Annotated in this window: 20 protein-coding genes; 11 read left to right on the plus strand and 9 right to left on the minus strand. The window is 61.8% G+C overall.

What is annotated here, in order from left to right:
• Nucleotides 1-48 precede the first annotated feature (48 nt).
• Both H3T92_RS01535 and H3T92_RS01540 read left to right on the plus strand, forming a co-directional pair.
• Nucleotides 49-1,074, plus strand: a complete 1,026-nt coding sequence (locus H3T92_RS01535) for a threonine aldolase family protein (protein ID WP_198189265.1) — start codon at nucleotides 49-51, stop codon at nucleotides 1,072-1,074.
• A gap of 268 nt (nucleotides 1,075-1,342) precedes the next feature.
• A complete protein-coding gene (locus tag H3T92_RS01540; RefSeq protein ID WP_198189266.1) occupies nucleotides 1,343-2,392 on the plus strand; it encodes an NAD(P)-dependent alcohol dehydrogenase in 1,050 nt (349 codons plus the stop codon).
• A 193-nt stretch (nucleotides 2,393-2,585) separates the two neighbouring features.
• Here H3T92_RS01540 and H3T92_RS01545 read toward each other — a convergent pair whose 3' ends face one another.
• Both H3T92_RS01545 and H3T92_RS01550 read right to left on the minus strand, forming a co-directional pair.
• A complete protein-coding gene (locus H3T92_RS01545) occupies nucleotides 2,586-3,491 on the minus strand; it encodes a sensor histidine kinase (RefSeq protein WP_198189267.1) in 906 nt (301 codons plus the stop codon).
• A gap of 49 nt (nucleotides 3,492-3,540) precedes the next feature.
• Complete coding sequence (locus tag H3T92_RS01550) at nucleotides 3,541-4,233, minus strand: response regulator transcription factor (protein WP_198189268.1); 693 nt, start codon at nucleotides 4,231-4,233, stop codon at nucleotides 3,541-3,543.
• A gap of 158 nt (nucleotides 4,234-4,391) precedes the next feature.
• Here H3T92_RS01550 and H3T92_RS01555 point away from each other — a divergent pair, with 158 nt between their 5' ends.
• Complete coding sequence (locus tag H3T92_RS01555) at nucleotides 4,392-5,324, plus strand: ABC transporter ATP-binding protein (RefSeq protein WP_198189269.1); 933 nt, start codon at nucleotides 4,392-4,394, stop codon at nucleotides 5,322-5,324.
• Entirely contained in the window at nucleotides 5,321-6,097 is a 777-nt protein-coding gene (locus tag H3T92_RS01560; RefSeq protein ID WP_198189270.1) for an ABC transporter permease, read from the plus strand. The genes H3T92_RS01555 and H3T92_RS01560 overlap by 4 nt, the downstream gene beginning before the upstream one ends.
• 6 nt (nucleotides 6,098-6,103) lie before the next feature.
• Here H3T92_RS01560 and H3T92_RS01565 read toward each other — a convergent pair whose 3' ends face one another.
• From H3T92_RS01565 to H3T92_RS01585, 5 genes are all read right to left on the minus strand, one after another.
• Nucleotides 6,104-7,267 carry a glycosyltransferase gene (locus tag H3T92_RS01565; RefSeq protein WP_198189271.1) on the minus strand — a complete coding sequence of 388 codons (1,164 nt, stop codon included), beginning with the start codon at nucleotides 7,265-7,267 and terminating at the stop codon, nucleotides 6,104-6,106.
• A 77-nt stretch (nucleotides 7,268-7,344) separates the two neighbouring features.
• Nucleotides 7,345-8,208, minus strand: a complete 864-nt coding sequence (locus H3T92_RS01570; protein WP_015022162.1) for a MetQ/NlpA family ABC transporter substrate-binding protein — start codon at nucleotides 8,206-8,208, stop codon at nucleotides 7,345-7,347.
• Nucleotides 8,209-8,241: 33 nt separating this feature from the next.
• Nucleotides 8,242-9,123, minus strand: coding sequence for a MetQ/NlpA family ABC transporter substrate-binding protein (locus H3T92_RS01575; RefSeq protein WP_198189272.1), 882 nt, complete (start codon nucleotides 9,121-9,123; stop codon nucleotides 8,242-8,244).
• A gap of 25 nt (nucleotides 9,124-9,148) precedes the next feature.
• Nucleotides 9,149-9,829 carry a methionine ABC transporter permease gene (locus tag H3T92_RS01580; RefSeq protein ID WP_045924669.1) on the minus strand — a complete coding sequence of 227 codons (681 nt, stop codon included), beginning with the start codon at nucleotides 9,827-9,829 and terminating at the stop codon, nucleotides 9,149-9,151.
• A complete protein-coding gene (locus H3T92_RS01585; RefSeq protein ID WP_198189273.1) occupies nucleotides 9,826-10,878 on the minus strand; it encodes a methionine ABC transporter ATP-binding protein in 1,053 nt (350 codons plus the stop codon). The genes H3T92_RS01580 and H3T92_RS01585 overlap by 4 nt, the downstream gene beginning before the upstream one ends.
• A gap of 135 nt (nucleotides 10,879-11,013) precedes the next feature.
• Here H3T92_RS01585 and purT point away from each other — a divergent pair, with 135 nt between their 5' ends.
• The 6 genes from purT to purD all read left to right on the plus strand — a co-directional run bounded on the left by purT (nucleotide 11,014) and on the right by purD (nucleotide 20,918).
• Nucleotides 11,014-12,321 (plus strand): formate-dependent phosphoribosylglycinamide formyltransferase, encoded by a 1,308-nt coding sequence (gene purT / locus H3T92_RS01590; protein ID WP_415873687.1) that lies wholly within the window; start codon nucleotides 11,014-11,016, stop codon nucleotides 12,319-12,321.
• A gap of 77 nt (nucleotides 12,322-12,398) precedes the next feature.
• On the plus strand, nucleotides 12,399-13,151 hold the full coding sequence (gene purC, locus H3T92_RS01595) for a phosphoribosylaminoimidazolesuccinocarboxamide synthase (RefSeq protein ID WP_045924672.1): 753 nt from the start codon (nucleotides 12,399-12,401) through the stop codon (nucleotides 13,149-13,151).
• Nucleotides 13,152-13,230: 79 nt separating this feature from the next.
• Complete coding sequence (locus H3T92_RS01600; RefSeq protein WP_198189415.1) at nucleotides 13,231-17,010, plus strand: phosphoribosylformylglycinamidine synthase; 3,780 nt, start codon at nucleotides 13,231-13,233, stop codon at nucleotides 17,008-17,010.
• 17 nt (nucleotides 17,011-17,027) lie between these two features.
• Nucleotides 17,028-18,533, plus strand: coding sequence for an amidophosphoribosyltransferase (purF, locus tag H3T92_RS01605; protein ID WP_045924674.1), 1,506 nt, complete (start codon nucleotides 17,028-17,030; stop codon nucleotides 18,531-18,533).
• Between the two features lie 45 nt (nucleotides 18,534-18,578).
• Complete coding sequence (purM, locus tag H3T92_RS01610; RefSeq protein ID WP_198189275.1) at nucleotides 18,579-19,628, plus strand: phosphoribosylformylglycinamidine cyclo-ligase; 1,050 nt, start codon at nucleotides 18,579-18,581, stop codon at nucleotides 19,626-19,628.
• 18 nt (nucleotides 19,629-19,646) lie between these two features.
• Entirely contained in the window at nucleotides 19,647-20,918 is a 1,272-nt protein-coding gene (purD, locus tag H3T92_RS01615; RefSeq protein ID WP_198189276.1) for a phosphoribosylamine--glycine ligase, read from the plus strand.
• On the opposite strand, the gene H3T92_RS01620 is transcribed toward purD, so the two are convergent.
• Nucleotides 20,915-23,092, minus strand: a complete 2,178-nt coding sequence (locus H3T92_RS01620) for an LTA synthase family protein (protein WP_198189277.1) — start codon at nucleotides 23,090-23,092, stop codon at nucleotides 20,915-20,917. The genes purD and H3T92_RS01620 overlap by 4 nt on opposite strands.
• A gap of 126 nt (nucleotides 23,093-23,218) precedes the next feature.
• Nucleotides 23,219-24,139 carry a metal ABC transporter solute-binding protein, Zn/Mn family gene (locus tag H3T92_RS01625; RefSeq protein WP_198189278.1) on the minus strand — a complete coding sequence of 307 codons (921 nt, stop codon included), beginning with the start codon at nucleotides 24,137-24,139 and terminating at the stop codon, nucleotides 23,219-23,221.
• A 220-nt stretch (nucleotides 24,140-24,359) separates the two neighbouring features.
• Here H3T92_RS01625 and H3T92_RS01630 point away from each other — a divergent pair, with 220 nt between their 5' ends.
• The gene (locus tag H3T92_RS01630) at nucleotides 24,360-25,724 is read left to right on the plus strand and encodes an alpha/beta hydrolase (RefSeq protein ID WP_198189279.1); all 1,365 of its coding nucleotides are present in this window, start codon (nucleotides 24,360-24,362) and stop codon (nucleotides 25,722-25,724) included.
• The last annotated feature ends 27 nt before the right edge of the window (nucleotides 25,725-25,751 follow it).

Here is a 25,751-nt window from a genome sequence, read left to right on the forward strand (position 1 = left end):
CGGCTTGGCTGGTCCGGAGCCAATAATCGTCGAACCGGAAGGACCCACATGCTGTCATTCGTCAACGACTATTCCGAGGGCGCCCACCCCGCAGTCCTGCAGCGGCTGATCGACACCAACATGGAGCACCTTCCCGGCTATGGCAAGGATCGGTACTGTTCCTCCGCCGCTCAGAAGATCGCTCAGGCCTGCGACTGCCCCCAGGCTCAGGTCTATTTCCTGGCAGGCGGGACCCAAACCAACCAGGTCGTCACCTCCTGCCTGCTGAAGCCTTACCAGGGAGTAGTCGCTGCAGATACCGGCCATGTCAACGTCCACGAGGCCGGCGCCATCGAAGCCGTAGGCCATAAGGTCCTGACCATTCCCGGCGAACAGGGCAAGATTCGCGCCGAGGACCTTAAGGCCTTCCTGGAAGGCTTCTACGCCGACGAAAACCATGAGCAGATGGTCTTCCCCGGCATGGTCTACATCTCCCATCCCACCGAGTATGGAACCCTCTATACCCGCGAGGAGCTGGAAGACCTTTCGCAGACCTGTCGGGAACACAAGATTCCGCTCTACCTGGACGGGGCCAGGCTGGGGTACGGACTGGTGGCCCCCGGAACCGACATCGACCTGACGGACATAGCCCGTCTTTGCGACGTCTTCTACATCGGCGGGACCAAGGTCGGAGCACTCTGTGGGGAAGCGGTGGTCTTCCCCAGGGGGAACGCTCCCGAGCATTTCAGCACCATGGTCAAAAGAAGAGGTGCCCTTCTGGCCAAGGGAAGACTCTTGGGTGTGCAGTTCGACGCTCTTTTCACCGATGACCTCTATTCACGAATCAGCCGCAACGCCATCCAGACAGCAGCGATGATCAAGAAGGCCCTGCATGCGAAGGGGTATCAGATTGTCATGGACTCCCCCACCAATCAGACCTTCGTCCGCTTGGACAATGAGCGCGTGGAAGCGCTATCCAAGCAGGTCGCCTTCGACTTCTGGGAACGCAGCGATGCCACCCACACCGTGATCCGACTGGCCACCTCATGGGCGACGACTGTTGAGGACACCCAAGCTCTGATCAATTTGCTGTAAAGGCCCTCCGAGTTCAACCAAGACAAACCACGGTCATCCTTGCTACCCCTCCCCTGCTGGTCTTCCTTAGGGAGGGGTATTCGCATATGTACGTGAACTTTTCATCCGCCCTGCGAACACGACCAATCCCACATTGTTGGACATATCACACTCGTTCGGGTGAGTGCAAAGCTCTCGTTCAGTAAGATCTTTATTGCAACAATGCTGATGCACACACCCCCGCCCTGAGCATAGGGGGTCGAAATGTTTCAACGATGAAAGGAAGCTTATGAAAGCCGTTGTTTTCGAACAATTCAACACCTTCCCCACCCTCAAGGAAGTGCCGGAGCCGACCCCTGGAAGCGGCGAAGTTCTGCTCAAGGTGGCCGGGGCAGGTTGCTGCCATTCCGACGTCTCCGTCTTCCAGGACTACACCCCAGAAACCGGGAGCCACACCAAGCCGCCGTTCATTCTGGGGCACGAGACCACCGGCTGGGTCGAAGAGGTAGGACCCGATGTCACGGGCTTCAAGAAGGGCGATGCCTACATCGTCTACGGGCCCACCGGATGCGGCCACTGCCCTCACTGCGTGGCCGGCCAGGAGAACTACTGCTCCAGCGCCGCGACCAATAAGTCACTGGCCCTGGGACTGGGACGCGATGGCGGCATGGCTGAGTACATGACTGTCCCTGCCCGCAACCTGGTGCCCCTGGGCGATGCGGATCCAATCGCGGCTGCACCCCTGGCTGACGCTGCCCTGACTCCCTACCACGCCATCCGTGCTGCCATGCCCCACCTGAACGGCGGCGGAAAGTACGCTCTGGTCATTGGCCTGGGCGGACTGGGCCAGATCGCCATTCAGATTCTGCACGCTCTGACCGGCGCCACTGTGATCGCCACTGACACCAAGCCGGAGGCCCTGGCCAAGGCTGAGGCCAAGGGCGCCATCCCTGTGGTCAGCGACGAACACCAGGTGGAGAACATCAGGAAGATCACCCACGGGGAGGGCGTGGACGCCGCCTTCGATTTCGTGGGTGTGGCCCCGACCATTGCTGCCGCACAGGCTTCGGGCGGCCCGGGATCCCGGGTGACCGTGGTCGGCATCGCCGGCGGCAAGGCGGAATACGACTGGTACTCCAAGCCCTGGGAGCAGGAGCTGCTGGGCGTGTACTGGGGCTCCATCCCTGAGCTCTACGATGTGGCCAACATGTATCGCCACGGCCAGATCGAGACCGAGATCGAAACCTACTCGCTGGACAACGCCTTGGATGCTTACCACAAGCTGGTCGACAACAAGCTCTCAGCCAGGGCCGTCATAGTCCCCCACACCAAGGCCTGATTTTCCCTTGATCCTAGACGCAGAAGCGGCTCATCCATCGATTGGATTGAAGCACAATCGGATTTAAACACAATCAGATTGATGTGCTGACACCATTTCTCCGCCTACATACACTCGGTGGCCTGTCTCGGCCTTGTCATAAAGGCCGAGACAGGCCACAGCATCTTAACAAGCGACCTTGAACCCGCATTGTTTATGATTGGCTTGATTGGGGAGCATCACTCAGCAGCAAGTGGACCAAGAAAATACCATTGGCGGATTCCAGCCTCATGGAGCCGCCGAGCGAATCCACCAGGGAGTCGACAATGCTCAGACCCAGACCCGTGCTTCTGATCTCGGTCCGTGATTGGTCATCGGTCTGGAACCGTTCCATGAGCCTGTCCACATCGACGGCTCCGCCCTTGGTTTCGTTGCCGAAGTCAAGATGAATCCGCCCATCTTCATCCTGGTGCAGGTCAACCCAGGCTGAATCCTGCGCATACTTGAGCCAGTTGCCGATCAGGTTCTGAATTATTCGACTCACCATGGTCTGGTCCGTCGTAATTTCCACACCAGTTTCAATTCTGGGCTCCACGGTGACGGACCGCGCAGTCAGCGAATCGAAGGCGTTGAAGAGCTCCTGCTGAACCATTGCAGACAGATTCACCTTGGTCAGATCCAGGCTCACGCTCTTTTCCTGTATCAGATTGAAATCCATCAGGTAATGCAGATAGTGATCCACCGACTGCAGGTTATTGAGGATCCTGCTCAATTGCTCCTGATCAGCCGATCCTTCCTTGAGCAGTTGGGCGTATCCCCTGGCCACGGTCAGCGGGGTCTTGATGTCATGGGTTAGGTTGGTCAGCATCTGCCGGACTTGCTTATTCTGCTCAGCCTGGGTGATCTGCAGCCGTCTGGTCTTGTTCAGAACGGCATTGATCCTATCCGCCAGAGTGCGGATGAGCCCGATATTGGACCCAGTGGTTACCAAGGCGTTAGTGTCGGCATGGTTGATGAAATCCAGATCGTCGCTGATTCGTTTGAGATCGACGATCAACAGTACCAGACCAATCGCCAGGGCTAGAGCGACAAGACCCAGAACAAGTGCGGCCACTTTCACGGATTCACCTCCGACGACCCTTATCCATCGTTCTTCCCTCCATCCCGATTCAGACCAGGCGGACGCCGATGCCCCAGACCGACACGATGTAGCGCTGGCTGCCGGCGCACCTGTTCAGGCTGGTCCGCAGGGTGCTCAGGTGCACATTGAGGGTATTCTCGGCATTGATGTAGGGCTGGTTCCAAACCTGCCTATAGAGGTCCTCCTTCTCGAAAACCCGATGCGGATGGTCCATCAGGAGCTCAAGGATGGCGAATTCCTTGCGGGCCAGATCGACCCGGTGCCCATCAACGCTGACCGTGTGCTCCATCCGGTCCAGCTCGATACCTTCGAAACACATCTTGGAGTCGGATTCACCTTCTGCATCCGCATCGGCTTTCAGTGCCCCGGATTGGCGCAGCTGGACCTGGACACGAGCGCGGAGCTCGTCAATGTCGAAAGGCTTGGTCACATAATCATTGGCGCCCTGCTCCAGGAGGCTGACGGTTCTGGTCTTATCCTGAATGGCCGTGAGGATGATGACCGGCACCGACGACATATGCCGAATGGCCTTGAGGACGCTGTCCCCGGTAACTACAGGGAGCATCAGATCCAGAAGGATCAGGTCGGGTTCCTCCTGCTGGAAGCAGGACAAGGCCTGGGCGCCCGTCGTCGCCTGGATGATCCGGTAGGTCCCTCCCAGCACATCCTTGAGCAGGGACTGGATGTCCTCCTGATCCTCCACAACCAGAATCGTCGGCATGCTTTCTTCCTTTCGCAGGTCACTCTCATGTTACTGAAGCCACCCAAGGAGGCCGGTCTTGCCCAATCGGATTTATGCAATTCTTAATGATTTCTTGGCCAAGCACTTAAGAAAGGCCTTTTAGATTTTGAAGGTAGCGACACAGAGGAAGGAACCCCATGGACGATACCATTCTGGATATCAGCCATGTCAGCAAACGGTTCGGCCGCTTCCAGGCACTGGACGATGTCAGCCTTTCCATAAACAAGGGCGAGATCTACGGGCTGATCGGCGAGAACGGCGCTGGCAAAACCACCCTGATGCGTCTGATCACCGGACTGTCCCCCATGCAGAGGGGGAGCATAAGGCTGATGGGGCACACAATTGGCAAGAATAGCCGCATCCTGAGCAGGATAGGCTCGATCATCGAGTCTCCGGCCGCCTTTAAAAAGCTGACCGTCATCCAGAACATGAAACTGACAGCCATCCAGCACGGGCTGGCCGACGACAAGGCCATCGTCCAGGCCATCGACTTCGTCGGTCTGGGCGAGAAGGCCAAGACTCGGGCCGGTCACCTCTCTCTGGGCCAGCGTCAGCGCCTGGGGCTGGCCATGGCCATCCTCACCCGACCCGATTTCCTGATTCTGGACGAGCCCATCAACGGCCTGGACCCGGCAGGAATCATGGAATTCAGAACACTCCTGGACAGGCTCAACCAGGAGCGCCAGACGACCATCCTCATCTCCAGCCACATTCTGAGCGAACTCTACCTGGTCTCCTCCCGGTTCGGGTTCATCAGCCACGGCCGCCTGATCAAGGAGGTGGGCAAGGATGAACTGGATCGGATCAATCAGAACGGACTGTTGATCGACGTGGACCAGAGCTCCAAGGCCGCCATGATCCTGGATCGCCAGGGAATCGGCCCCTTCCAAGTCCTTGATGACCATCAGATTCTGATCAGACAGGGGAATCTGGAGCCAGGCCCCATCAACAGACTTCTTGTTCAGGAAGGAATCCTGGTCAATCAGATCAGCCAGCAGAAGGGATCGCTGGAGGAATATTTCGCGGATCTGCTCAACAAGGACCCTCAAGAGCCGAGGAGGCAACAATGATCAACCAGATCAGAGCGGACTTTTATAGGCAGCTACGCTCCATCGGCATGCTGATTCTGCTGATTGCCACTGTGGCCCTCGGCATAGTGACCACATGGAGCAAGACGACAATAGGAATAAGCACTGGAGGCGAAGACTACGATCATAAACTGATGGAAATCCAAGGCCAAAGCTGGACCATCAGGACCGGCCTGCAAGTGGGTGCCGCCTCCGCCTCGTCCCTGGTTTACTTTTACATCGCGGTCTTCGTTATCGTCATTGGTTCGGAATACAGCCAGCACACTTTGAAGAACACGTTGACATCAGGCATCTCACGAATACAGTTCATCCTAGGCAAGTACGTGACCATCCTGATTGACATCATCCTCCTGACCCTGTGCTACTTCATCACCATCCTGATCACCGGTCTGGCTCTAGGAAGGAAGCCGGGGGCCGACTGGGGCGTCTTGAGCAAGGATGTGGCCGTCATGACCCTACTGGTGAGCTTCTGCATCTCCGTCATCATCAGTCTGGGCATTGTCCTCTTGATCATTGCCAAATCCCTAGTCATCCCAGCGGTGGCGATCGTGATATGGCCCGTGCTGATCGGCCTCGTAGAGTTGACAGCAAAATGGCAGTGGCTGAAATACTTCGACTTCGTCGGGTTCGGTGAACAGATCGTTCTGAACACTCTGGAGGCCGATCAGGCCTGGATCTATGCCGGAGCATCCGTAGGCGTGGTCCTGGCGGCCATCATCGGATCGGCTCTGATCATATCCAAGCAGGAGATCTAAGCCTGGTCAGGCTATACTTGCTCCGGCTCTTTGATCGCTGACGGCCTGCATGGCCATATGGGCAAAGGCCTTGACGGAGGCATCCAGGGAATAATGTTCCTTGGCATGTTCGGCGTAGCGTCCGGACCAGACTGCAAGGGCATCAGGATGGTCTATCCACCAGTCGATTTGCTCAGCCAGGGACCGGGCCCTGCCGACCGGGAAGAGCGAGTGCTGCGTCAGGGCGAAGTGTCCTGCGGCGCTCAGATCAGACTGGGCGATGATCGGGACTGCGCCGCAGGCCATCCCCTCCAGGACGCTGACGGATTCCAGATCCGCGATGGACGGGTGGACCAGCAGGTCGGCCTGCCTGAGCAGATCGGGCATGGTCGAGTTCTGATGGAATCCAATCGAAACCTTCATGCCGGCCAGCTGCCGGGCGGCTTCCGTTCTCAGGCACCGCTCCATGGGACCTGTACCTGCTATGGTCAAGCTGATCCTGTCTTTGTTCCGGCACAAGGCCAGGGCACGGATCAGGGTCAGATGATCCTTTTCCCGAGCCAGCCTGCCGGAGGCCACGACCTGGATCAACCGACCGGATCGCTGCCGCTCGTATCGGTCACCAGGGTTGAACCTGGGCTGGTACCCGTTGGATATGACGTGCAGACGGGCCTTGTACCCATGCGAGCGCAGCAGGTCGGCCGTCAACTGGGTAGGAACGTGGATGTGCCCGACATGGTCGTAGAGCCAGAACCGAAAGAGCCGGTAGATGGCCGCATCCACCCCGGGCAGCCAGCGCAATGGGCCTGCGGAATAAGTGATGTTCTCAGGCTGAATGTGAAACCCTGCGGTCACCGGTATGCCCATGGACCTGGCCTGTGCCAGGGCGGCCCGGCCGAAGGCGAAGGGCTCATAAATATGGACCAGGTCAACACCGGTAAAGGCCCTTCGGAAAAGTTCCGGATCAGCACGAGCGAAGCTCATCTGCTGCCTGGCCGCCACACGGGAGACCAGAGGAATTCGATGCACTCGCGCCGGATACTCGGTCGATCCAACCCCCACCAAGCGGACCCTATGCCCCAGCGCTTCCAGACCCTGGGCGTATTGGATGGCGGAGTTGGAAGTCCCGTTGCCCCTGTTGCCAAAGGAGTCCAGAACCAGGGCCAGCGTCAGGCGCTTAGGATCCCTCATCAGCCTTCCCCCTGCTGTTCATCATTAGCAGCTTTGGGTCGGACCAAAAAAGGGCGACGACCCGATTGCACCCACTATTAGTAGGAGAAGGCCGGGACGGCCGCCCCACGGTAGTAGCGGTTGATGGCATCAGCCACATATCGACTGTGGTAGGCGGAGACCAGAGCCTTGTAGGCAGGGTCGTTCTTGTCGGCCTGCCTGGCCACGATGATGTTGACATAGGGGTGATTGGCTGGCGATTTGAGATCGCCGGGCACCTGGTAGATGGCATCCTGGATCTTCATGCCGGCATCCAGGATGAAATTGGTGTTGGTAATGCCGGCCGCATAGTCGGGCAGGACCTTGACGATTCCCGGCGGATCGACCTGGTCCAGGACCAGCCCGCGCGGATTGTCAACGATGTCTTCGGGAACCGGCGTGGTGGCCTTGGGGTCGCGCAACCCGATCAGCCCGGCGCTGGCAAGCACCTTCAGGGAGCGGCCCAGGTCGATGGGATCGCTGGGAATGGCCAGCCGCTCGCCATGCCCTATCTGGTCAACGCTCCGGTACTTCTTTGAGTAGAGGTTGAGCGGTGAAATGTAGGTGTCGCCGATGGCGGCGAAGCGATACCCATGCTGCTTGGACTCCTGCTCCAGAAAGGCATAGTGCTGAAAAGCGTTCAGGTCGATCTCCCCGTTGGCCAGCGCCTGATTGGCGTAGCGCCCGTATTGGAAGGACCGAAGCTTGATTTTTATGCCGGCCCGGCGCTGGTCCAACTCGTGCTGAACAGCCTTCCAGATCTCCTCATCAGCATCGCCCACCAGGCCGATGCTGATCTCCCGCTGGCCGCGCTCGGGCTGGTTGACCTTGACATAGGCCACGCCCATCAGGACGGCGACCACCAGGATGACGACCGAGACAGCCGCCAGCTCTCGCTTGGCCCTGGTTCTTCTGGTGCTCATATCCGTCCTCCTTCATTGCTGGAACCTATCGCATCAGGAAACCTTGAATGCCGGCAGGCAGGCGCCCTTGTAGACACGGACGATGGTGTCGGCTACGGGCTTGGAATGATAGGCGCGCACCACTGCGGCGTAGGTGGGGTTGTCACGCTGATCCTTGGTGGTGACGATGATGTTGATGTATGGCTTGTTGGCCGGGTTCTGCAGGTCGTAAGGAACCTCGTGGATGGCATCATGCACGCTGCGCCCTGCATCGACCACGAAGTTGGCATTGGTGACCCCGCCCGCATAGTCAGGCAGCAGATTGAGGATGCCGGCCGGATCCACCTGCTCGATACTCAGATGCTTGGGATTGTCCACCACATCCTCGGGCAGCGGGTTGGTGGCCTTGGGGTCGCGCAGCCCGATCAGCTTGGCATCGGCCAGGACCTTCAAGGCCCGGCCCATGTTGGTGGCGTTGTTGGGGATGGCCACCCGGTCGCCGTCCTGGAACTGCGATGGCTTGGCATAGCGCTGCGAGTAGAGGTTCATGGGCGAGATGTAGGTATTGCCAAGCACGGCCAGCTGGTAGTGGTTGGTCTTTACATCGTCCTCCAGGTAGGCATAGTGCTGGGCTGCGTTGAAATCCACCTCGCGGTTGGACGTGGCCTGGTTGACGTAGATGGCATCCTGGAAGGGCTTGAGCTCGATCCTGATGTGCTCACCCCGCCGATCCAGCTCTGCCTGGACGGCCTTCCAGATCTGATCGTCCGAGCTGCCGATGACGCCGACCTTGACGACCTTGACATCGGCACCCACCTGGTTCAGACGGACATCGGTACCGACCACCAACGCCAGCAGGAGGACGATGACCAGGCTGAGCGCCGCCAGCTGGATCTTGGCTCTGTTCTTTTTGCCGACGCGACTACGACCGACCACGATAATCTGACCTTTCCCGGGTTGCTCAGTGTTCGACGACCTCGGCCAGAAGCCGGCCGAACAGTTCGATCAGGGCGATGAAGATGACCAGCACAATGATGGTGGCGATGGTCACGTCATTCATGGACCGCTGGTAGCCCAGACGGATGGCGAAGTCGCCCAGACCTCCGCCGCCCACGATGCCCACGGTGGCGGTCTCGCCCACCAGACTGACGATGGTGATGGTGGTCACCCGGATGATGGAGGGGATGCCCTCACGCAGGTAGACATGCCAGATGATCTGCCAGGTGGTCATGCCCATGGACTCCGCCGCCTCGACATACCCAGGATCCAGACCGGCCAGAGCGGACTCGATCTGTCGGGAGAAGAATGGGGTGATGCCCACGACCAGGGGGAAGATCGCCCCCTTGGGCCCGATGGCCGTGCCCATGAGCATCCTGGTCACCGGCACCAGGGCCGCCGCCAGAATGATGAAGGGGATGGAGCGGAAAAGGTCGATCAGCTTGTCCAGGATAGTGAAGACCAGGCCGTTGTGGCGGATGCCGTCACGTCGGCTGATGATCAGCCCCACCCCGATGACCAGGGCCAGCAGGAAGGAGATCACCCCGGAGACGCCGACCATGACCAGGGTCTGAACCATGCTGCTGAAAAACTCCGGCAGCCGGCTCATGACGTTGGGGAACCAGGCGGTAAGCAGGGACGTCATGACTTGAGAACCTCGATTCCGATGTTGCGCGAGCGCAGGTATTCCATGGACTGGCGGATGTTTTCAGCGTCGCCGCCCACTCTGACCACCAGACCGCCCAGGGGCGCACCCTCCACCACATCGATGTCGCCGAAGATGATGTTGACGTCCAGGTTGTAGCGACGGCTGATGGTGGAGACCAGGGCCTCGGAGACCTCCTTGGAGACATAGGACATGCGCATGAGGATCTGCCCGGGCTCCAGGGCCACCAGGGGCGAATCGGCGGCCATCAGATCCTTGACCTTGTCCAGGTTGGAGGTGGTGGCCACGAAGGATTTGGTCAGCTGGGCCTTGGGGTCTGCAAAGACATCGAAGACCCTGCCCTGCTCCACGATGACGCCCTGGTCGATGACCGCCACCCGGTTGCAGATCTGCCGGATGACCGACATCTCATGGGTGATCATGACCACGGTGATGCCCAGCTGGTCGTGCAGGTCGCGGAGCAGCTGAAGAATGGAGCGCGTGGTGGTCGGATCCAGTGCGCTGGTGGCCTCGTCGCTGAGCAGGATATCCGGTTCGTTGGCCAGGGCTCGGGCGATGGCCACCCGCTGCTGCTGGCCGCCGGAGAGCTCGGCGGGATAGTGGTCGGCCAGCTCGGTCAGCCCTACCAGTTCCAGAAGCTCGGACACCCGGGCCCGTCGAGATGCACGGTCGCGGCCGCTCCCCCGCAGAGGCAGGCCCACATTGTCGGCCACCGTTCTGGAGGGCATCAGGTTGAAATGCTGGAAGATCATGCCGGTGCGACGCCTCAGGTCCCTCAGCTCGGCCGGAGCCAGATCCTTGACCTCGCGGCCGCGGACCTTGACGCTGCCCGAGTCGTAATCCTCCAGCCCGTTGATGCAGCGGACCAGCGTGGACTTGCCCGCCCCGCTCAGACCAATGATGCCAAAAATATCCCCAGTCTCGACGGTCAGATCAATGTCGGCCAGTGCCGTCTTGTCTTCGTCGTCGTCGCTGTGATAGGTCTTGGTCAGGTGCTCCATCCGCACCGCCGGTGTCCGCTCGCTCACGTTCCCGCCTTCCCTGGTCGACTGCATGACATGGTAATCGTCCCGGCGGCCAGCGGACAAGAAGGCCTCTATAGATGTCGCTTATAGGCATGTATCGATAAACCGCCTGCTTGGTCGATGGGTCGGTGGCAGAATATGGGTATGAGCGCATCCGGTCAGCAGCGGATTATCAACACCATCAATCCCGGGGAGCGACCGTTCGGCTCTCCTCTGGGGCCAAGACCTACACGAGTCCTTCTCCTAGGAGCCGGCGAACTCGGCCGCGAGATAGCCATCAGTCTGATGCGGCTGGGTGCCTGGGTTGGCGCGGCGGACTCCTACCCTGGCGCACCGGCCACCCAGGTGGCCCATGCCGGCTACCAGGTGAAAATGAGCGATCCGCAGGCTTTGGAGGACCTGATCGACAAGGTCCACCCCGATTTGATCGTGCCTGAAGTGGAGGCCATCGCCACAGACCGCCTGGTCGGTGCCGCGGCCCGGGGCATCCAGGTAGTGCCTGCCGCCCCCCTGGCGGCCATGTGCATGGATCGCAGGGCCCTGCGCGTCTTCGCCCACGAACAGGTAGGCCTGCCCACTACTCCCTACCGATTCGCCGACTCCCCCGAAGAGCTGGCCAGCGCGGCGGACCAGGTGGGCTACCCCTGCATGGTCAAACCCCTGATGAGCTCCTCCGGCCACGGACAGACTCTGGTGCGAAGCAGGGAGGGTTTGTCTCAAGCCTGGAATTCGGCACTGACCCAAGGCCGGGCAGCCACCAGGCACCAGGGCAAGGCCGAGGTCATCGTGGAGGCCCTGGCCCCCCTGGCCCATGAGCTGACGGTTCTGACCGTGGCCTCCTGCGCCGGCGTGGCCACCTGCACGCCCATCGGCCAGCGTCAGGAGGACGGGGACTACCGCCTCTCCTGGCAACCGGCGGATCTGAATGCTGACATCCTGCAGCAGGCCCGGAGCATGGCCACCCGGTTGGTTGAGGCCATGACCTCCCTGGCCCGCCAGAGCGGCGAGACCGGTTGGGGGATCTACGGTGTGGAGATCTTCGTCCTGCGCGACGGCTCCTTGCTCTTCAACGAGGTGGCGCCGCGCCCCCATGACACCGGCATGGTGACCATGATCTCCCAACGGCTGAGCGAGTTCGACCTTCACGCCCGGGCCATCCTGGGCATTCCCGTCCACCAGGAGGATCTGGCCCTGAGTCTGCCGGAAGGCGCATGCGCGGTCAGCCGGCCCATCCTGGTCAGGGGCCAGGGACCGGTCAGCTTCCAAGGCTTGCCGCAGGCCCTGGACCACCCAGGCACCGATCTGCGCATCTTCTCCAAGCCGGAAGTGCATGGCCTGCGCCGCATGGGCGTGGCCCTGGCCCTGGGCCCTGACCTGCAGACTGCCACCAAGCGTGCCGAAGCCGTGGTCCACGATCTGAAACCCCGGGTGGGCACGGGGATGTAACCCGGGCTTGCTATGGTGGTCGTGTCCCAAGCAGTGCAGAAGTTTCCAATTCGCAACAAACTCGAGGAAGGCGAACAGTGGAAAAGTTGGGAATGCGCTATCAAGGCAAGGCCAAGAAACTGTACGAGACGGATGACCCGGACATACTCTGGGTTGAGTACACTGACCAGGCCACCGCGGGGAACGGGGCCAAGAAGGCCAATATCGAAGGCAAGGCCAGACTGAACAACAGGATCACCACGGTGATATTCTCCCTGCTGGCCCGCCGGGGGATCCCCAGCCACTTCGTACGCAGCATCTCGGATACCGAACAACTCAACCGCCGGCTGGACATGTTCCCGCTGGAGATCGTCATGCGCAACCGGGCCGCAGGCTCCTTCGCCCAGCGGTACGGGGTTGAGGAAGGCACCGCCCTGAAGCAGCCGGTGCTGGAGTTCTTCTATAAGTCCGATCCCCTGGATGATCCGTTTATCAACCGGGACGACATCCTGGCCCTGGGACTGGCCACTGAGCAGGATCTGGACATCATCGCCGCGAAGACCCGGGAAATCAACGGGGCCCTGACCAGCATCTTCCGCGCCATCAACGTGGAGCTGGTGGACTTCAAGATCGAAATGGGCAAGACCGGCTCGGGCATCATCCTTCTCGGCGACGAGATCACCCCCGACACCTGCCGGCTCTGGGCGATCGGCAACAATAATGACGGCCAGGTCACCCACTTGGACAAGGACATCTTCCGCAGGGACCTGGGCAGCATCATTCCGGCTTATCAAACCATTCTGGATGGGCTGACCGAATTGGAGGAGCGCGAAAGCCAATCGAACAGCTGAATCGGTCGACCCGGGAGCGAGCATATCGCCTCCGGGTTTTTCATTGGTCCCCAACCAGTCCATCGCGAAAGGATCCATTGTGCTCTTCCGTGTCTATACCGAGAAAAAGCGGGGCTTCGACCAGGCCGCCGACAGGCTTGCCGAACAGCTGCGCACCCTGCCGGGCGTGCAAGGGCTGACCGGCCTGCGCATGTTCAACCGCTACGATCTGGAAGGCATCGACGAAGACCTCTTCAAACGCTGCCTGCCCACGGTCTTCGCCCAGCCCCAGACCGACCTGGTGGCCACCCAATTGGGGCAGGCCCTGCGCATGAAGGGCGACGAGGACCTGCCGCCGCTGGACTCCCCCATGCTCTTCGCCGTGGCCCCCCTGCCCGGCCAGTTCGATCAGCGAGCCGACTCCGCAGCCCAATGCGTCCAGCTTATCGGCCAGGGCGCCCGCCCCTTGGTGGCCACAGCCACTGTCTACCTGCTCCAGGGCGAACTGGATGCCGAGCAAATAGAGGCCATCCGCAATTACCTGGTCAATCCGGTCGACTCACGGGTGGTAGGGCTGGAGCAGCCCAAGACCCTGGCCATGCCTGACGACGATCCGGATCCAGTGCCCGTATTGGACGGGTTCCGCGATCTGGATGATCCTGGACTGGAAGCATTGATCGACAAGCTGGACCTGGCCATGGATCTGCCGGATGCCCGCTTCTGCCGGGATCACTACCGCCAGGAAAAGCGCGACCCGACCCTGACCGAGCTCAAGGTGATCGACACCTATTGGTCGGACCACTGCCGGCACACCACCTTCAACACCAGGCTGGAGCGAATCGAGGCGGACAACCCCCGAGTACGGACCACGCTGGAACGGTATCGGGCAATCCGAGGAGAGCTGGGCCGTCAGGACCGACCTGAATGCCTGATGGACATGGCCACCATCGGAGCCAAGTACTTGCAGAAGCGCGGCATCCTGAACGACGTGGACCAGTCCGAGGAGGTCAACGCCTGCACTATCCGGACCAAGGTCGACGTGGACGGCCAGGATCAAGACTGGCTCTTCCTGTTCAAAAACGAGACCCATAACCATCCCACCGAGATCGAGCCCTTCGGTGGTGCAGCCACCTGCATCGGCGGAGCCATCCGTGATCCCCTGTCCGGAAGGGGCTACGTCTACCAGGCCATGAGGGTCAGCGGGGCAGCAGATCCCCGTCAACCGCTGGATCAGACCCTGCCCGGCAAGCTGCCCCAGAGCCGGATCGTCCGTCAGGCAGCCGATGGCTACTCCTCCTATGGCAACCAGATCGGGCTGGCCACCGGGCAGGTCCGGGAGATCTACCACCCAGGCTATGCGGCCAAGCGGATGGAGGTGGGCGCTGTGGTGGCTGCCACACCGGCCGACCATGTGATCCGCCGGCGGCCTGCACCCGGCGATCTGATCATCCTGGTGGGCGGCAGGACCGGCCGCGACGGAATCGGCGGCGCCACCGGGGCTTCCAAGTCCCAGAATGAAGAAAGTCTGGAACGTTGCGGAGCCGAGGTGCAGAAGGGCGATGCCCCTGAGGAGCGCAAGCTCCAGCGCCTCTTCCGCCGTCAGGAGGCGGCCAGGCTGATTGAGCGCTGCAATGACTTCGGAGCCGGCGGCGTTGCCGTGGCTGTGGGCGAACTGGCGGACGGGCTGAACGTGGACCTGGACCGGGTGCCGCTCAAGTACCAGGGGCTGGACGGGACCGAAATCGCCATTTCCGAGAGCCAGGAGCGCATGGCCGTGGCCCTGGCTGCCGAAGATGCGCCCGCCTTCATCGACTACGCCCAGCAGGAGGACCTCGAGGCCACCGTCATCGCCGAGGTCACCGAAGAACCCCGGCTGCGGATGACCTGGCGATCAGAGACCATCGTGGACATCCCCCGATCCTTCCTGGCTTCCAACGGCGCCCCTCATAAGGCCGATGCCCAGGTGGCGGTCCCTGCTCCCTACCATGCCCCCTTCGAGGTCCAAGGCAACCTGGACGCGCGCATGAAGGCCCTGCTTGCAGATATCAACGTCTGCTCCCAGCAGGGTCTGGCCGAACAGTTCGACTCCACCATCGGCGCAGGCACCGTCCTCATGCCCTTCGGCGGAGCCCGACAGCTGACACCGGCCCAGGCCATGGTGGCCAAGCTGCCCGTGGATGGGCACACTGCCACCGCCTCGGCCATGGCCTGGGGATTCAACCCCTGGATCAGCAGCCAGGACCCATACACCGGCGCCTACCTGGCCGTGGTCGAGAGCCTGGCCAAGCTGGTGGCCTCTGGCTTCAGCCGTTCCCATGCCCACCTGAGCCTGCAGGAGTACTACCCCAAGCCCGGCGGCGACCCCCGGCGATGGGGCCTGCCAGTGGCCGGCGTCCTTGGCGCCCTCCAGGCCCAACTGGACCTGGCGGTGGGGGCCATAGGCGGCAAGGACTCCATGTCCGGCAGCTTCGAGGACCTGGATGTGCCGCCCACACTGATCAGCTTTGCTGTGGCCCTGGGGCAGGCCAAGGATGCAGTCTCCCCCGAATTCAAGGCGGCTGACCGTCAGGTCTATCTCTTGGCGCCCGAATACCAAGAGGACGGTTTGCTGCCCGATCCGGAGAGCCTGCGGACCGTCATGGACCAGGTGGAATCGATGATCAGCCAGGGCCTGGTGGATGCTGCAGCCACTCCGGGCTACGGATGCATGGCACAGTCCCTGATGGAAATGTGCATAGGCAACAGGATCGGGCTGGATCTGGCATCAGACACTGCTATATCTGCGCTCTTCCGCCCCGCCTATGGAAGCTTCATCCTGGAGACCTCGGGTCCGGAGCCCCTGTTCATTCAGAATTCCGGCCTGCATTTGCGCCTCCTTGGACACACTCGCGAGGATTATCGTCTGCGCTGCGGCGGCGAGGATCTGGACTTGGCTGAGCTTGAGGAAATCCGTGCCAGGGGATTGGAAGGCATCTTCCCGTACCGGGGCCAAGGCGACCAGGTGCCGACCATCGGCCGTACCGACCGTGAGCCCGGCAGGCCAGCGGCGCGCAGAACCAGGGGGTATGCCAAGACCGCACGCCCCCGGGTGGTCATGCCCGTCTTCCCCGGCACCAACTGCGAGTTCGACTCCGCACGGGCCTTCCAGGACGCTGGAGCCCAGGTGGATACCGTGGTCATCCGCAACCTGAATGCCGAGGACGTGACCGAAAGCTCCAGCCGCCTGGCCCGGGCCATCCGCAGCAGCCAGATACTGATGCTGCCCGGAGGCTTCTCCGGCGGCGATGAGCCAGACGGTTCGGCCAAACTGGTGGCATCCTTCCTGCGTTCCAACCAGGTAGCCGACGCCCTCCAGGAGCTTTTGCAGGACCGGGACGGGCTGGTTCTGGGCGTTTGCAACGGCTTCCAGGCGCTGATCAAGCTGGGCCTGGTTCCCTATGGCAAAATCGTCACCGGCTCGCCCGAGGATCCCACCCTGGCCGTCAACACCATCGGTCGCCATCAGAGCCGTCTGGTCCACACCCGGATCAGCTCCATACGCTCCCCCTGGCTGAGCGCCTGCCGGGTGGGCGACATCCACACCATGCCCATCAGCCACGGGGAAGGACGGTTCGTGGCCGAGCCCGGCCTCCTGCGCACCCTGATCGACCGAGGACAGGTGGCAGCCCAGTATGTAGATGAGCAGGGCCGTCCCTCCATGGATCCGCTGGTCAACCCCAATGGATCCGACATGGCCGTCGAGGCCATCACCAGCCCGGACGGCCGGGTGCTGGGCAAGATGGGCCACACGGAGCGCAGCGGTCCCGACCTGTATCTCAACGTGCCCGGAAACCGCACGCAGCCGCTCTTCCAGTCGGGAGTGGACTACTTTGCCGCCTAGGGGAAAGGACATAGACCATGTCGTTGGAGCTTGAAGGCATCCACGAGGAGTGCGGGATTTTCGGCGTCTGGGGGCACCCCGACGCTGCCCGGCTGACCTACTTCGGCCTGCATGCCCTGCAGCACCGCGGCCAGGAGGGCGCCGGCATCGTTTCCAACGACCAGGGGCACCTGATAGGACGGCGGGGCCTGGGCCTGCTGACTCAGGTCTTCCCGGACGAGTCCAGCCTGGCACCGCTGACCGGTGACCGGGCCATCGGCCACGTTCGTTACGCCACAACCGGCTCAGGGTCCATCGAGAACATCCAGCCCTTCGTCTTCCGCTTCCATGACGGGGACATAGCCCTGGCCCACAACGGCAACCTGACCAACTGCAACAGCCTCAAGGCGCAGCTGGAGGATCAGGGGGCCATCTTCCACTCCAACTCCGACACCGAGGTGCTCATGCACCTGATTCGGCGCAGCCCTGAAAAGGACTTCATGGCGGCGCTCAAACAGGCCTTGCGCCAGGTCCATGGCGGCTTCGCCTACCTGCTCATGACCGAGGATGCCATGATCGGAGCCATGGATCCCAACGGCTTCCGTCCCCTTTCCCTGGGCCAGCTGCCAGGAGGGGCCTATGTCCTGGCCTCGGAGACCTGCGCCTTGGACCTGGTCGGCGCCAGGCTGGTGCGGGACATCGGTCCCGGCGAAATCGTCCGGGTGGACGACTCGGGCTACAGCATCGAGAGCTATACCGATCAGACCTGCCTGTCCATCTGCTCCATGGAGTTCATCTACTTCGCCAGGCCCGACTCCAATATTTATGGGGTCAACGTCCATTCGGCCCGCAAGAGAATGGGCGCGAGGCTGGCCCGTGAGGCCCCGGTGGACGCCGACATGGTCATCGGGGTGCCCAACTCCTCCCTGTCCGCCGCTTCAGGCTATGCCGAGGCGGCCGGGCTGCCCAACGAGATGGGGCTGATCAAGAACCAGTATGTGGCCCGCACCTTCATCCAGCCCAGCCAGGCCATGCGCGAGCAGGGCGTCAGAATGAAACTGGCCGCTGTGCGCGGCGTTGTAGCCGGCAAACGAGTGGTGGTCATCGACGATTCCATCGTCCGAGGCACCACCTCGCGCAGAATCGTCCGCCTGCTCCGGGAGGCTGGGGCCAGCGAGGTGCACATGCGCATCGCCTCCCCTCCCCTGCGCTACCCCTGCTACTACGGCATCGACATCCAACGGACCTCCGAGCTGATTGCTGCCAAGAAGTCCGTGGAGCAGATCAGAGAAGCCATCGAGGCCGATTCCCTGGCCTACCTGAGTCTGGACGGTCTGGTGGATTCCATCGGCCTGGGTCGTGATGCACCCTACCAGGGACTCTGCGTGGCCTACTTCAACGGAGACTACCCAACGCGGCTTGACGACTACGAGCAGGGCTTCCTGGCCTCGCTGACCCCAGAGGACCGGGCCCGGCTGGAAGCCTCCAAAGGATCCTACGGGCTTGACATGCCTGCGGGGTCGGGGCAGAAGACAGACCAATGAGCACTAGCGAAGAGCAGAACAGACAGCGCAGAGAAAGGGGCATCCATGCCGAAGGCATATGAGCAGGCTGGGGTATCGGTGGAGGCCGGATACGAATTGATCGACAGGATCCGCTCCCACACGGCCAGGACCCGCAGGCCGGGCGCCGGCGACATCGGCGGCTTCGGCGGCGACTTCGATCTGTCTGCGCTCAATTACCGCCACCCGGTCCTGGTCTCGGGCACTGACGGCGTGGGCACCAAGCTGATGGTGGCCCGGGAAGCCGGCCGCCATGACACCATCGGCCAGGACTGCGTGGCCATGTGTGTCAATGACATCATCGCCCAGGGGGCCGAGCCGCTGATCTTCCTGGACTACATCGCCTGCGGACACAACGATCCGGCTCTGCTGGAGCAAGTGGTCAAGGGCGTGGCCGACGGCTGCGTTCAGGCTGGGGCTGCCCTGGTAGGCGGGGAGACCGCCGAGATGCCCGACATGTACCAGCCGGACGAATACGATCTGGCCGGATTCACCGTGGGTGTGGTCGAACGGGAGTCCCTGGTGGACGGTTCGGCCATCAAGGAAGGCGACCAGCTGATCGGTCTGCCCTCCTCTGGCGTCCACTCCAACGGCTTCTCCCTGATTCGTCAGGTCCTGCTGGACCAGGGGGGCATGAAGCTGGAGGATCGGCCCTACCAGCTTGATGGACGGACCCTGGGAGAGGAGCTGCTGACCCCCACCCGTATCTACGTCAAGGCCCTGCGCCCGCTCTTCGCCTCGGGCCTGCTCAGGGGCGCAGCACACATCACCGGCGGCGGCTTCGTGGAGAAGGTGCCGCGAATCCTGCCCGAGGGGCTGGCTGCCAGCTTCGACCTGAATGCCTGGAAGGTGCCGCCCATCTTCACCATGATCGAAGAGATGGGCAGGGTCGACCATCTGGAGATGTACAACATCTTCAACATGGGCATTGGGATGGTTCTGGTGGTTTCTCCTGACCAGCTGGACCAGGCCCGCGCAGTCCTGGATGAGGAGCAGGAGCCCTACGCCTTGATCGGACAGGTGACAGATGCTCAAAACGGTCAGCAGGTCATCCTTAACGACAACGGTCGTCAGTAATAGCGAGAGGAGCCCATCATGGCGGACAAGGTACTGGTCATCGGCTCGGGAGCCAGGGAGCACGTTATCGCCACCACCCTGCTGTCCGGACCAGGAGTGGATCGGGTTTGGTGCGCCCCAGGCAACCCGGGTATGGAGCCGGACGGCATCAGCCTGCTGCAGGAGGATTCCTCGCAGCCAGAAAAACTGATCGCTGCAATACGCGAGCTGAGGATCGACTGGGTCTTCGTCGGACCCGAAGCCCCTTTGACGGCTGGATTGGTCGACGACCTGCAGGCTGCCGGAATCCCCGCCTTTGGTCCTACCAAGGCTGCGGCCCGCATCGAGGGATCCAAGGGCTTTGCCAAGGACCTGATGCGCAGGCATGGAATTCCGACCGCCGACTATGCGGTCTTCCATGACCTCGAGACAGCCAAGTCCTATGTGCGCTCGCACGGCGCACCCGTAGTCATCAAGGCTGACGGGCTGGCTGCAGGCAAGGGCGTGACGGTGGCCGCCGACCTTGACCAGGCCATCCGGGCCCTGGATGACATCTTCATCGATCATAAGTTCGGACAGGCCGGAGCCCAAGTGGTCATCGAGGATCAGCTGGTCGGTCAGGAGTGCTCGCTCATGTGCTTCGTCCGGGGTGAGCAGTTCTGGCCCATGCCCCTGTCACAAGACCACAAGCCCGCCTATGACGGGGATCGGGGTCCCAACACCGGCGGCATGGGGGCTTACTCCCCTCTGCCACAGTTCGGCCCGGAACTGACCCAAAAGGCCCTGGATACCATCGTTGCACCCACCGTCCGTGCCCTGGTTCAGGAAGGCAGCCCCTTCACCGGAGTCCTCTACACAGGATTGATGGTCACCGACCAAGGCCCCCAGGTCATCGAATTCAATGCGCGACTGGGGGACCCGGAGACCGAGGTGGTGCTGCCTGCGCTGACCAGCGACTTGGGCACGGCCATCCGCACGCTGATGGAGGGCGAAGAGCCGCAATTCACCTGGGACGACTCCCACAGCCGCTTGGGGGTGGTTCTGGCAGCCCAGGGCTATCCCGGCAATCCCAAGACCGGGGTGCCCGTGCCGCTGATCGCCCCGGAGCAGGATCTCAGAGCCTACTACGCCGGAGTGTCCGGCTCGGCTTCCACTGGTCTGACGTCCTCCTCAGGAAGGACCGCCCTGGTCATGGCCCAAGGCGCCGACCTGGCCCAGGCAGCCCGTCGGGTCTATGACCGGCTGGACGGATTGTCGATGCCGGGCCTCTTCTATCGGCACGACATCGGCCACCGCGGGCTGGAAGCCTAGTTGGCCGAGCTGGTCGTGTTCTCGCTGTCCTTATCCTGGGTTTTCTCCTCGAGGCGGGCTTGCTTCTTGGCCTCTACCTTGGCCTGACGCTCCATTTCGGCCTTCTGCCGGGCAGCATCGGAGCGGCGGGTAGGCGTGGTGTTGAAGCCAGTCCCCTGCAGGTAGTGCTTGCCGGCCATGATGTCGTACTGAATCAGCTTGTAGTCGTTCAGGAGCTGTCGGGTGGCTTTGTCGAAGTCTCGGGCATTCATGGGCTGGCCCTGGGCATTCAGATAGTTGGTCTGCCCTGCCGGTATTCTGTTCCAGTCCTGGATCTGGTTGGCCACCGGAGGCTCGATGGCACTGATCTTGTCGTGTAGCTCGGTCAGGAAGGCCGTAAAGGGCGAGACCTTGGCATCCATGTGCTCGGCCGCCTGGGCCTGGAAGAAGTTAGGCGAGGAATAGGCACTGTTGCTTACCTGCGTTCCCGAAGCATCCGAGGCCTTGTTAGACCAGATAAAGTAATCGGTCAGATGCAGGGCCAGGGAGTTGCGCTCGTCCCAGCTCGCCGTGCCATAGATGCCAGGCAGGTGATCCCCGTAGAAGACCACGGTGACCGGCTTGCTTTGGGAATCGAGGCTGTTCAGGAAATCGGCGGTAGCCTGATCGCTCAGGCTGACCCCCTTGGCGTAGGTGCGTATGGACTGCATCTCATCGTCGCCCAAGGGCCTGTTGGGGTCGGATGAACTGACCGAGAAGCCGTTGTTGTCATACCAGTCGTTGTAGGGCATGTGATTCTGCATGGTGATGACCTCGACGAACTGGTTGCCCCTGTCGTCGCCCATCTGCTCCAAGGCGGAGTCGTAGGCGGAGCGATCCCCCACATACTGGCTGCGGTCGATGCGGTCCTGGTGGGCTATCTGGTCAGGACCGGTCAGCGAGTAGAAATGCGAGAAGCCGAACTTCTTGTAGTTCTCGGCCCTGGAATACATGGAGGACTCGTAGGGGTGGAAGGCCAGGGACCTGGATGGCGTCCCCCAGGCCTGATTGACCGTGGGTATCCAGTTCAGGTGAGGGATGACCTGCTGATAGGGGGAGGTCAGCGAGGGATCGAAGTTGGCCATGGACAGGCCGGTCATGGCCTGGAACTCCAGATTGGCCGTTCCCCCGCCATAGCCGGAGGAGAGCATAAGCCCGCTGGTGGTGCCCTCCTTGATGGATCTGATATGAGGCATGGGGTCCTGGTTGAGCGCGACGCCCGGCACCCGTGTGGGATCCGAGAACGACTCAGAGAGGATATAGACCAGGCTCGACTCATTCATATAGGACTTGCGGTCATGGTTGATGCGGTCCGCCGAAAGCTGGTAGCGATGGGCCAGAGACTGCATGGTGGCACGACTGTATCCTGCGGGCTGGTCCATGACCTTGGGCCGCAGCTGCCGGGAGAATGACACGAAGACCCCGTTGCGCTGGGCGTCATAGACCGAGTCCCACATGGAGGGTTTGTCGCCCATGAACTGCGAGAAACGATAGGCGGGACTGCCGTAGGTGCCCACAGTGGACATGAACACCGCCACCACCAGAACCGGAACAAGAACACCTGCTGTACGGAGTCCCGCACCCAAAGGCTTGTTGCCAGTGGCCACCGGACGGCCGCGACGGGCATCCATCCGTGTCAGCACCCAGCACAGCGCTCCGAGGACGATCAGGGCCACAACACCCAGCCCGATCATGATCAGGGACCGGGCCGGCAGGAAGGAGACCAGGTTGGCCGCATCAGCATGGAGGAAATCCAGATCCGAGGGCAGGATGGCCTCATAACGGGCACGCACCTTGAAGCGTTCAATGACCGCAATGACCGCACAGATGGCCAGAATCAGGCCTGATGCCGCCCAGAAGCGATTGGCCAGGTAGGTCAGAGCCAGGTAGACCAGGCCCACAGCCAGCATGTTGAGCACCAGGACGAACCGACGCTGGGTCCACATGGCCGAGATGAAGCCCCAGAATCCGATCAGCGGGTTGGACAGCTCGACGCGGGAGCTGTTCAGAGAGACCCCCCACTGCAGGATGCCCACCGACAGGAAGTCAATCAGGATGAAGGCGAGCAGGTAGACCCACCCGCGTACCCGAAGACGTCCGGTCATGTTCTGCATCCAGGATGTCCACCGGCCGGGCTGACGCTTACGATCCTTCACCGCATACTCCTGACTTTGGCGATTGGGCCCACTGGGCCTTTACCCATACCTGTGCCATTGTTCCCATCAAGGACGACAAGCCCCACGAAAACACCCCTTAGCGAACATCAAGCGCAAGCGGACTCATCAGGCCTTGGCACCCGGCACCTGCTGGACCAAGGCGCTGATCCAATCCTCCAGGTTCCGGTACTTATCGGGGCGCTGCTCGCTGACCTCGAAGACCGGCACATGGGCCTTGCGAGCCTCAGCAGCCAGCTCCTTGGAGGTTCGATTGACTTCTTGGGTATTGAGGACCAGCATGTCCAAGCGTCCGGATGCCAGCAAATGACGGAAGGCCACCAGGTCCTCAGGCGAGGGCTCGCTCTCGTTGGCGGCCGCCCGCAGGTACCCCTCTGGGGTCAGATCCTCCATGCCCAGATCATGGCAAAGGTAGTAGGCAGCCGATTCCGTGGCCGCGTAGTGCCGTCCCTGGGTGTGCTTGCGCGCATCGGCAATAAGATCGTCCAGCCGGGCCTGCCGACCCTGCCAGTCCTGGTAGGCCTTGTCGAAGCCAGCCGCTCGGTCTGGACGCAACTGCCTGTAGGCCTCATGCACGGCCTTGGCGGCTGCTCTCCTGCCCTGGGAGGAAAACCAGAGATGGGGGTTGTCGCCGGTCTTTCGCCCTGCTGCCTTGGATACGTCCACCAGCTTGGCCTGTCCGGTTTCCGCGGCCTTGGCAGCCCAGTCGTCGATGCCGGCCCCGTTGACGATGACCAGATCTGCACGACTGATCCGGGCGATGTCCGCCGTCGTCGGCTCATAGTCGTGGGCATCAGTCGAGGTGTTGCTCAGAACGGTATCCACCCGGGCCTGGTCGCCGCCCAGGTCCACGGCCAGGGACTGCCATTGATTGATGCTGGCCACCACCTGCAGAGGGCCGGATCCCGTGGACGACGAGGACGATTCGCTCTTGCCGCAACCTGTCAGACAGGTCAGCAGGGTCAGTCCGGCCAGGAGGGCAGCGACCAAGGTGCGGGTCCGGCGGAGGCGTGGGCTGCTGGCATGCATGAATGGGTGGTTCCTTCCTGGCGACGGCACTGGACGGACCTGTCGTCAGGCTCGCCGACCGTTACTGAGATTGATTATCAATAAATCTACCATAGACGAACCCATGACCGGAATCTGAAGATGCGGTCCTGGCGAGAATGAATGACTGCACAAATGGCAGCTGTGCGAACGGACACTCCCTATACTGAACTGCGGATGTATTTTGGTTGGAAGGAATGGCATGGGTGCATGGCTGGCAAAGGTTCATCTGACCCAGGGGTGGCTGCCTGCGTCAATATTTTCGCTGACGGCCCTGGCCCTGATCGTGCTGGCGCTGACCGGACTGACGCATGGACGCTGGCGGACCCTGCTGCGCCAAGCGGCCATTGCCCTAGGCATAGGAGGCCTAGGGCTGTTGGCCACCTGGCTGGTCTCCGACGTCTTCATGCTCTTCGGCGTCTCTCTGGGCTGGATGGTCATCATCAGCGTGGCCTTGGGATTCCTGGCAGCGGGGTTTGCCGTCTGCATCCTGATCACTGCCCGGGGCTGGCGCCGCGTCCTTGCCGCCCTGACCGTCCTGCTCTGCCTGCTTTCCACCGGGCTTCGAGTGGATATCATCTACGGGGAGTTCACCACTCTGGGGTCCCTGTTCAGCGTCTCCCTCTACCCCGACTACAAAGACCATAAGACAGCCAGACCGGCCATGAGCGTAGCACAATGGCGATCCTTGGCCTCACGGGGCGAACTGCCCTCGCATCCCAGCGTCGGCCGCTCCTACAGCATGCGCATCCCCAACAGCCGCTCCCGATTCGCAGCACGGCCAGCTGATATCTACCTGCCGCCTGCCGCCTTGAGCGACAAACCGCCCGCGCTTCCTGTGTTCGTGCTTCTGGCCGGCCAGCCCGGAAGCCCCGACCGGCTCTTCACCGCCGGAGCCATTCCGGCCATGATGGATGCCTACGCCGCCCAGCACGACGGCCTGGCACCAGTGGTGGTCTCCCCCGACCAGAACGGTGCATCCTCTCACAACAGCCTATGCGTGGACTCCCCGGTCTACGGGAAGGCTGAAACCTACCTGAGCAGTGACGTTCCCGCCTGGATCCGCGCTGAACTGCCCGTCGCCAGCCAGCCCCAGCAATGGGCCATCGGCGGATTCTCCCAGGGCGGGACCTGCTCCACCCAGCTTGGGGCACGGCATCCAGACGTCTATGGAAGCATGCTCCCGGCTGATGGGGAGCTGGAACCGACCCAGGGTCGGCAGGAACAGATGATCCGCGACTACTTCGGCGGCGACCAAAAGCGCTTCCTGGCCCAGGTTCCGGCCAGGGCCATGCTGGAGCGGGCGCCATCCCGCCAGCTTCTGTTCACCGCAGCCGGGTCCAACGATAAAGAGTCACAGCACAATATGATGGTCATCGCCAAGGCCGCCAACCAGGCGGGCATGAAGGTGCGGGCCGTCATCACCCAGGGATCGGGCCATGACTGGCATACAGTCAAGACGGCTTGGAAACCCGGGCTGGAGTGGGTGGGCGAATCCATGGGACTAGGACCCATGTCCCGACCAGTTGAAGATTTCCCGAACATTATCGAAACACACCTCGGCTGAACCGCTGACAGATCAGAGCGTCCAAAC

Origin of the sequence: Bifidobacterium sp. W8112, from assembly GCF_016101425.1 — a bacterium.
Classification (GTDB): domain Bacteria; phylum Actinomycetota; class Actinomycetes; order Actinomycetales; family Bifidobacteriaceae; genus Bombiscardovia; species Bombiscardovia apousia.

What these genes read in the sequence shown, in the direction of transcription:
- purT (WP_415873687.1), top strand. Translation starts at nt 11,014, where the DNA reads ATGGGTATGAGCGCATCCGGTCAGCAGCGGATTATCAACACCATCAAT.
- purM (WP_198189275.1), top strand. Translation starts at nt 18,579, where the DNA reads ATGCCGAAGGCATATGAGCAGGCTGGGGTATCGGTGGAGGCCGGATAC.
- H3T92_RS01580 (WP_045924669.1), bottom strand. Translation starts at nt 9,829, where the DNA reads ATGACGTCCCTGCTTACCGCCTGGTTCCCCAACGTCATGAGCCGGCTG.
- H3T92_RS01540 (WP_198189266.1), top strand. Translation starts at nt 1,343, where the DNA reads ATGAAAGCCGTTGTTTTCGAACAATTCAACACCTTCCCCACCCTCAAG.
- H3T92_RS01565 (WP_198189271.1), bottom strand. Translation starts at nt 7,267, where the DNA reads ATGAGGGATCCTAAGCGCCTGACGCTGGCCCTGGTTCTGGACTCCTTT.
- H3T92_RS01625 (WP_198189278.1), bottom strand. Translation starts at nt 24,139, where the DNA reads ATGCATGCCAGCAGCCCACGCCTCCGCCGGACCCGCACCTTGGTCGCT.
- purD (WP_198189276.1), top strand. Translation starts at nt 19,647, where the DNA reads ATGGCGGACAAGGTACTGGTCATCGGCTCGGGAGCCAGGGAGCACGTT.
- purF (WP_045924674.1), top strand. Translation starts at nt 17,028, where the DNA reads ATGTCGTTGGAGCTTGAAGGCATCCACGAGGAGTGCGGGATTTTCGGC.
- H3T92_RS01555 (WP_198189269.1), top strand. Translation starts at nt 4,392, where the DNA reads ATGGACGATACCATTCTGGATATCAGCCATGTCAGCAAACGGTTCGGC.
- H3T92_RS01550 (WP_198189268.1), bottom strand. Translation starts at nt 4,233, where the DNA reads ATGCCGACGATTCTGGTTGTGGAGGATCAGGAGGACATCCAGTCCCTG.
- H3T92_RS01560 (WP_198189270.1), top strand. Translation starts at nt 5,321, where the DNA reads ATGATCAACCAGATCAGAGCGGACTTTTATAGGCAGCTACGCTCCATC.
- H3T92_RS01570 (WP_015022162.1), bottom strand. Translation starts at nt 8,208, where the DNA reads ATGAGCACCAGAAGAACCAGGGCCAAGCGAGAGCTGGCGGCTGTCTCG.
- H3T92_RS01535 (WP_198189265.1), top strand. Translation starts at nt 49, where the DNA reads ATGCTGTCATTCGTCAACGACTATTCCGAGGGCGCCCACCCCGCAGTC.
- H3T92_RS01630 (WP_198189279.1), top strand. Translation starts at nt 24,360, where the DNA reads ATGGGTGCATGGCTGGCAAAGGTTCATCTGACCCAGGGGTGGCTGCCT.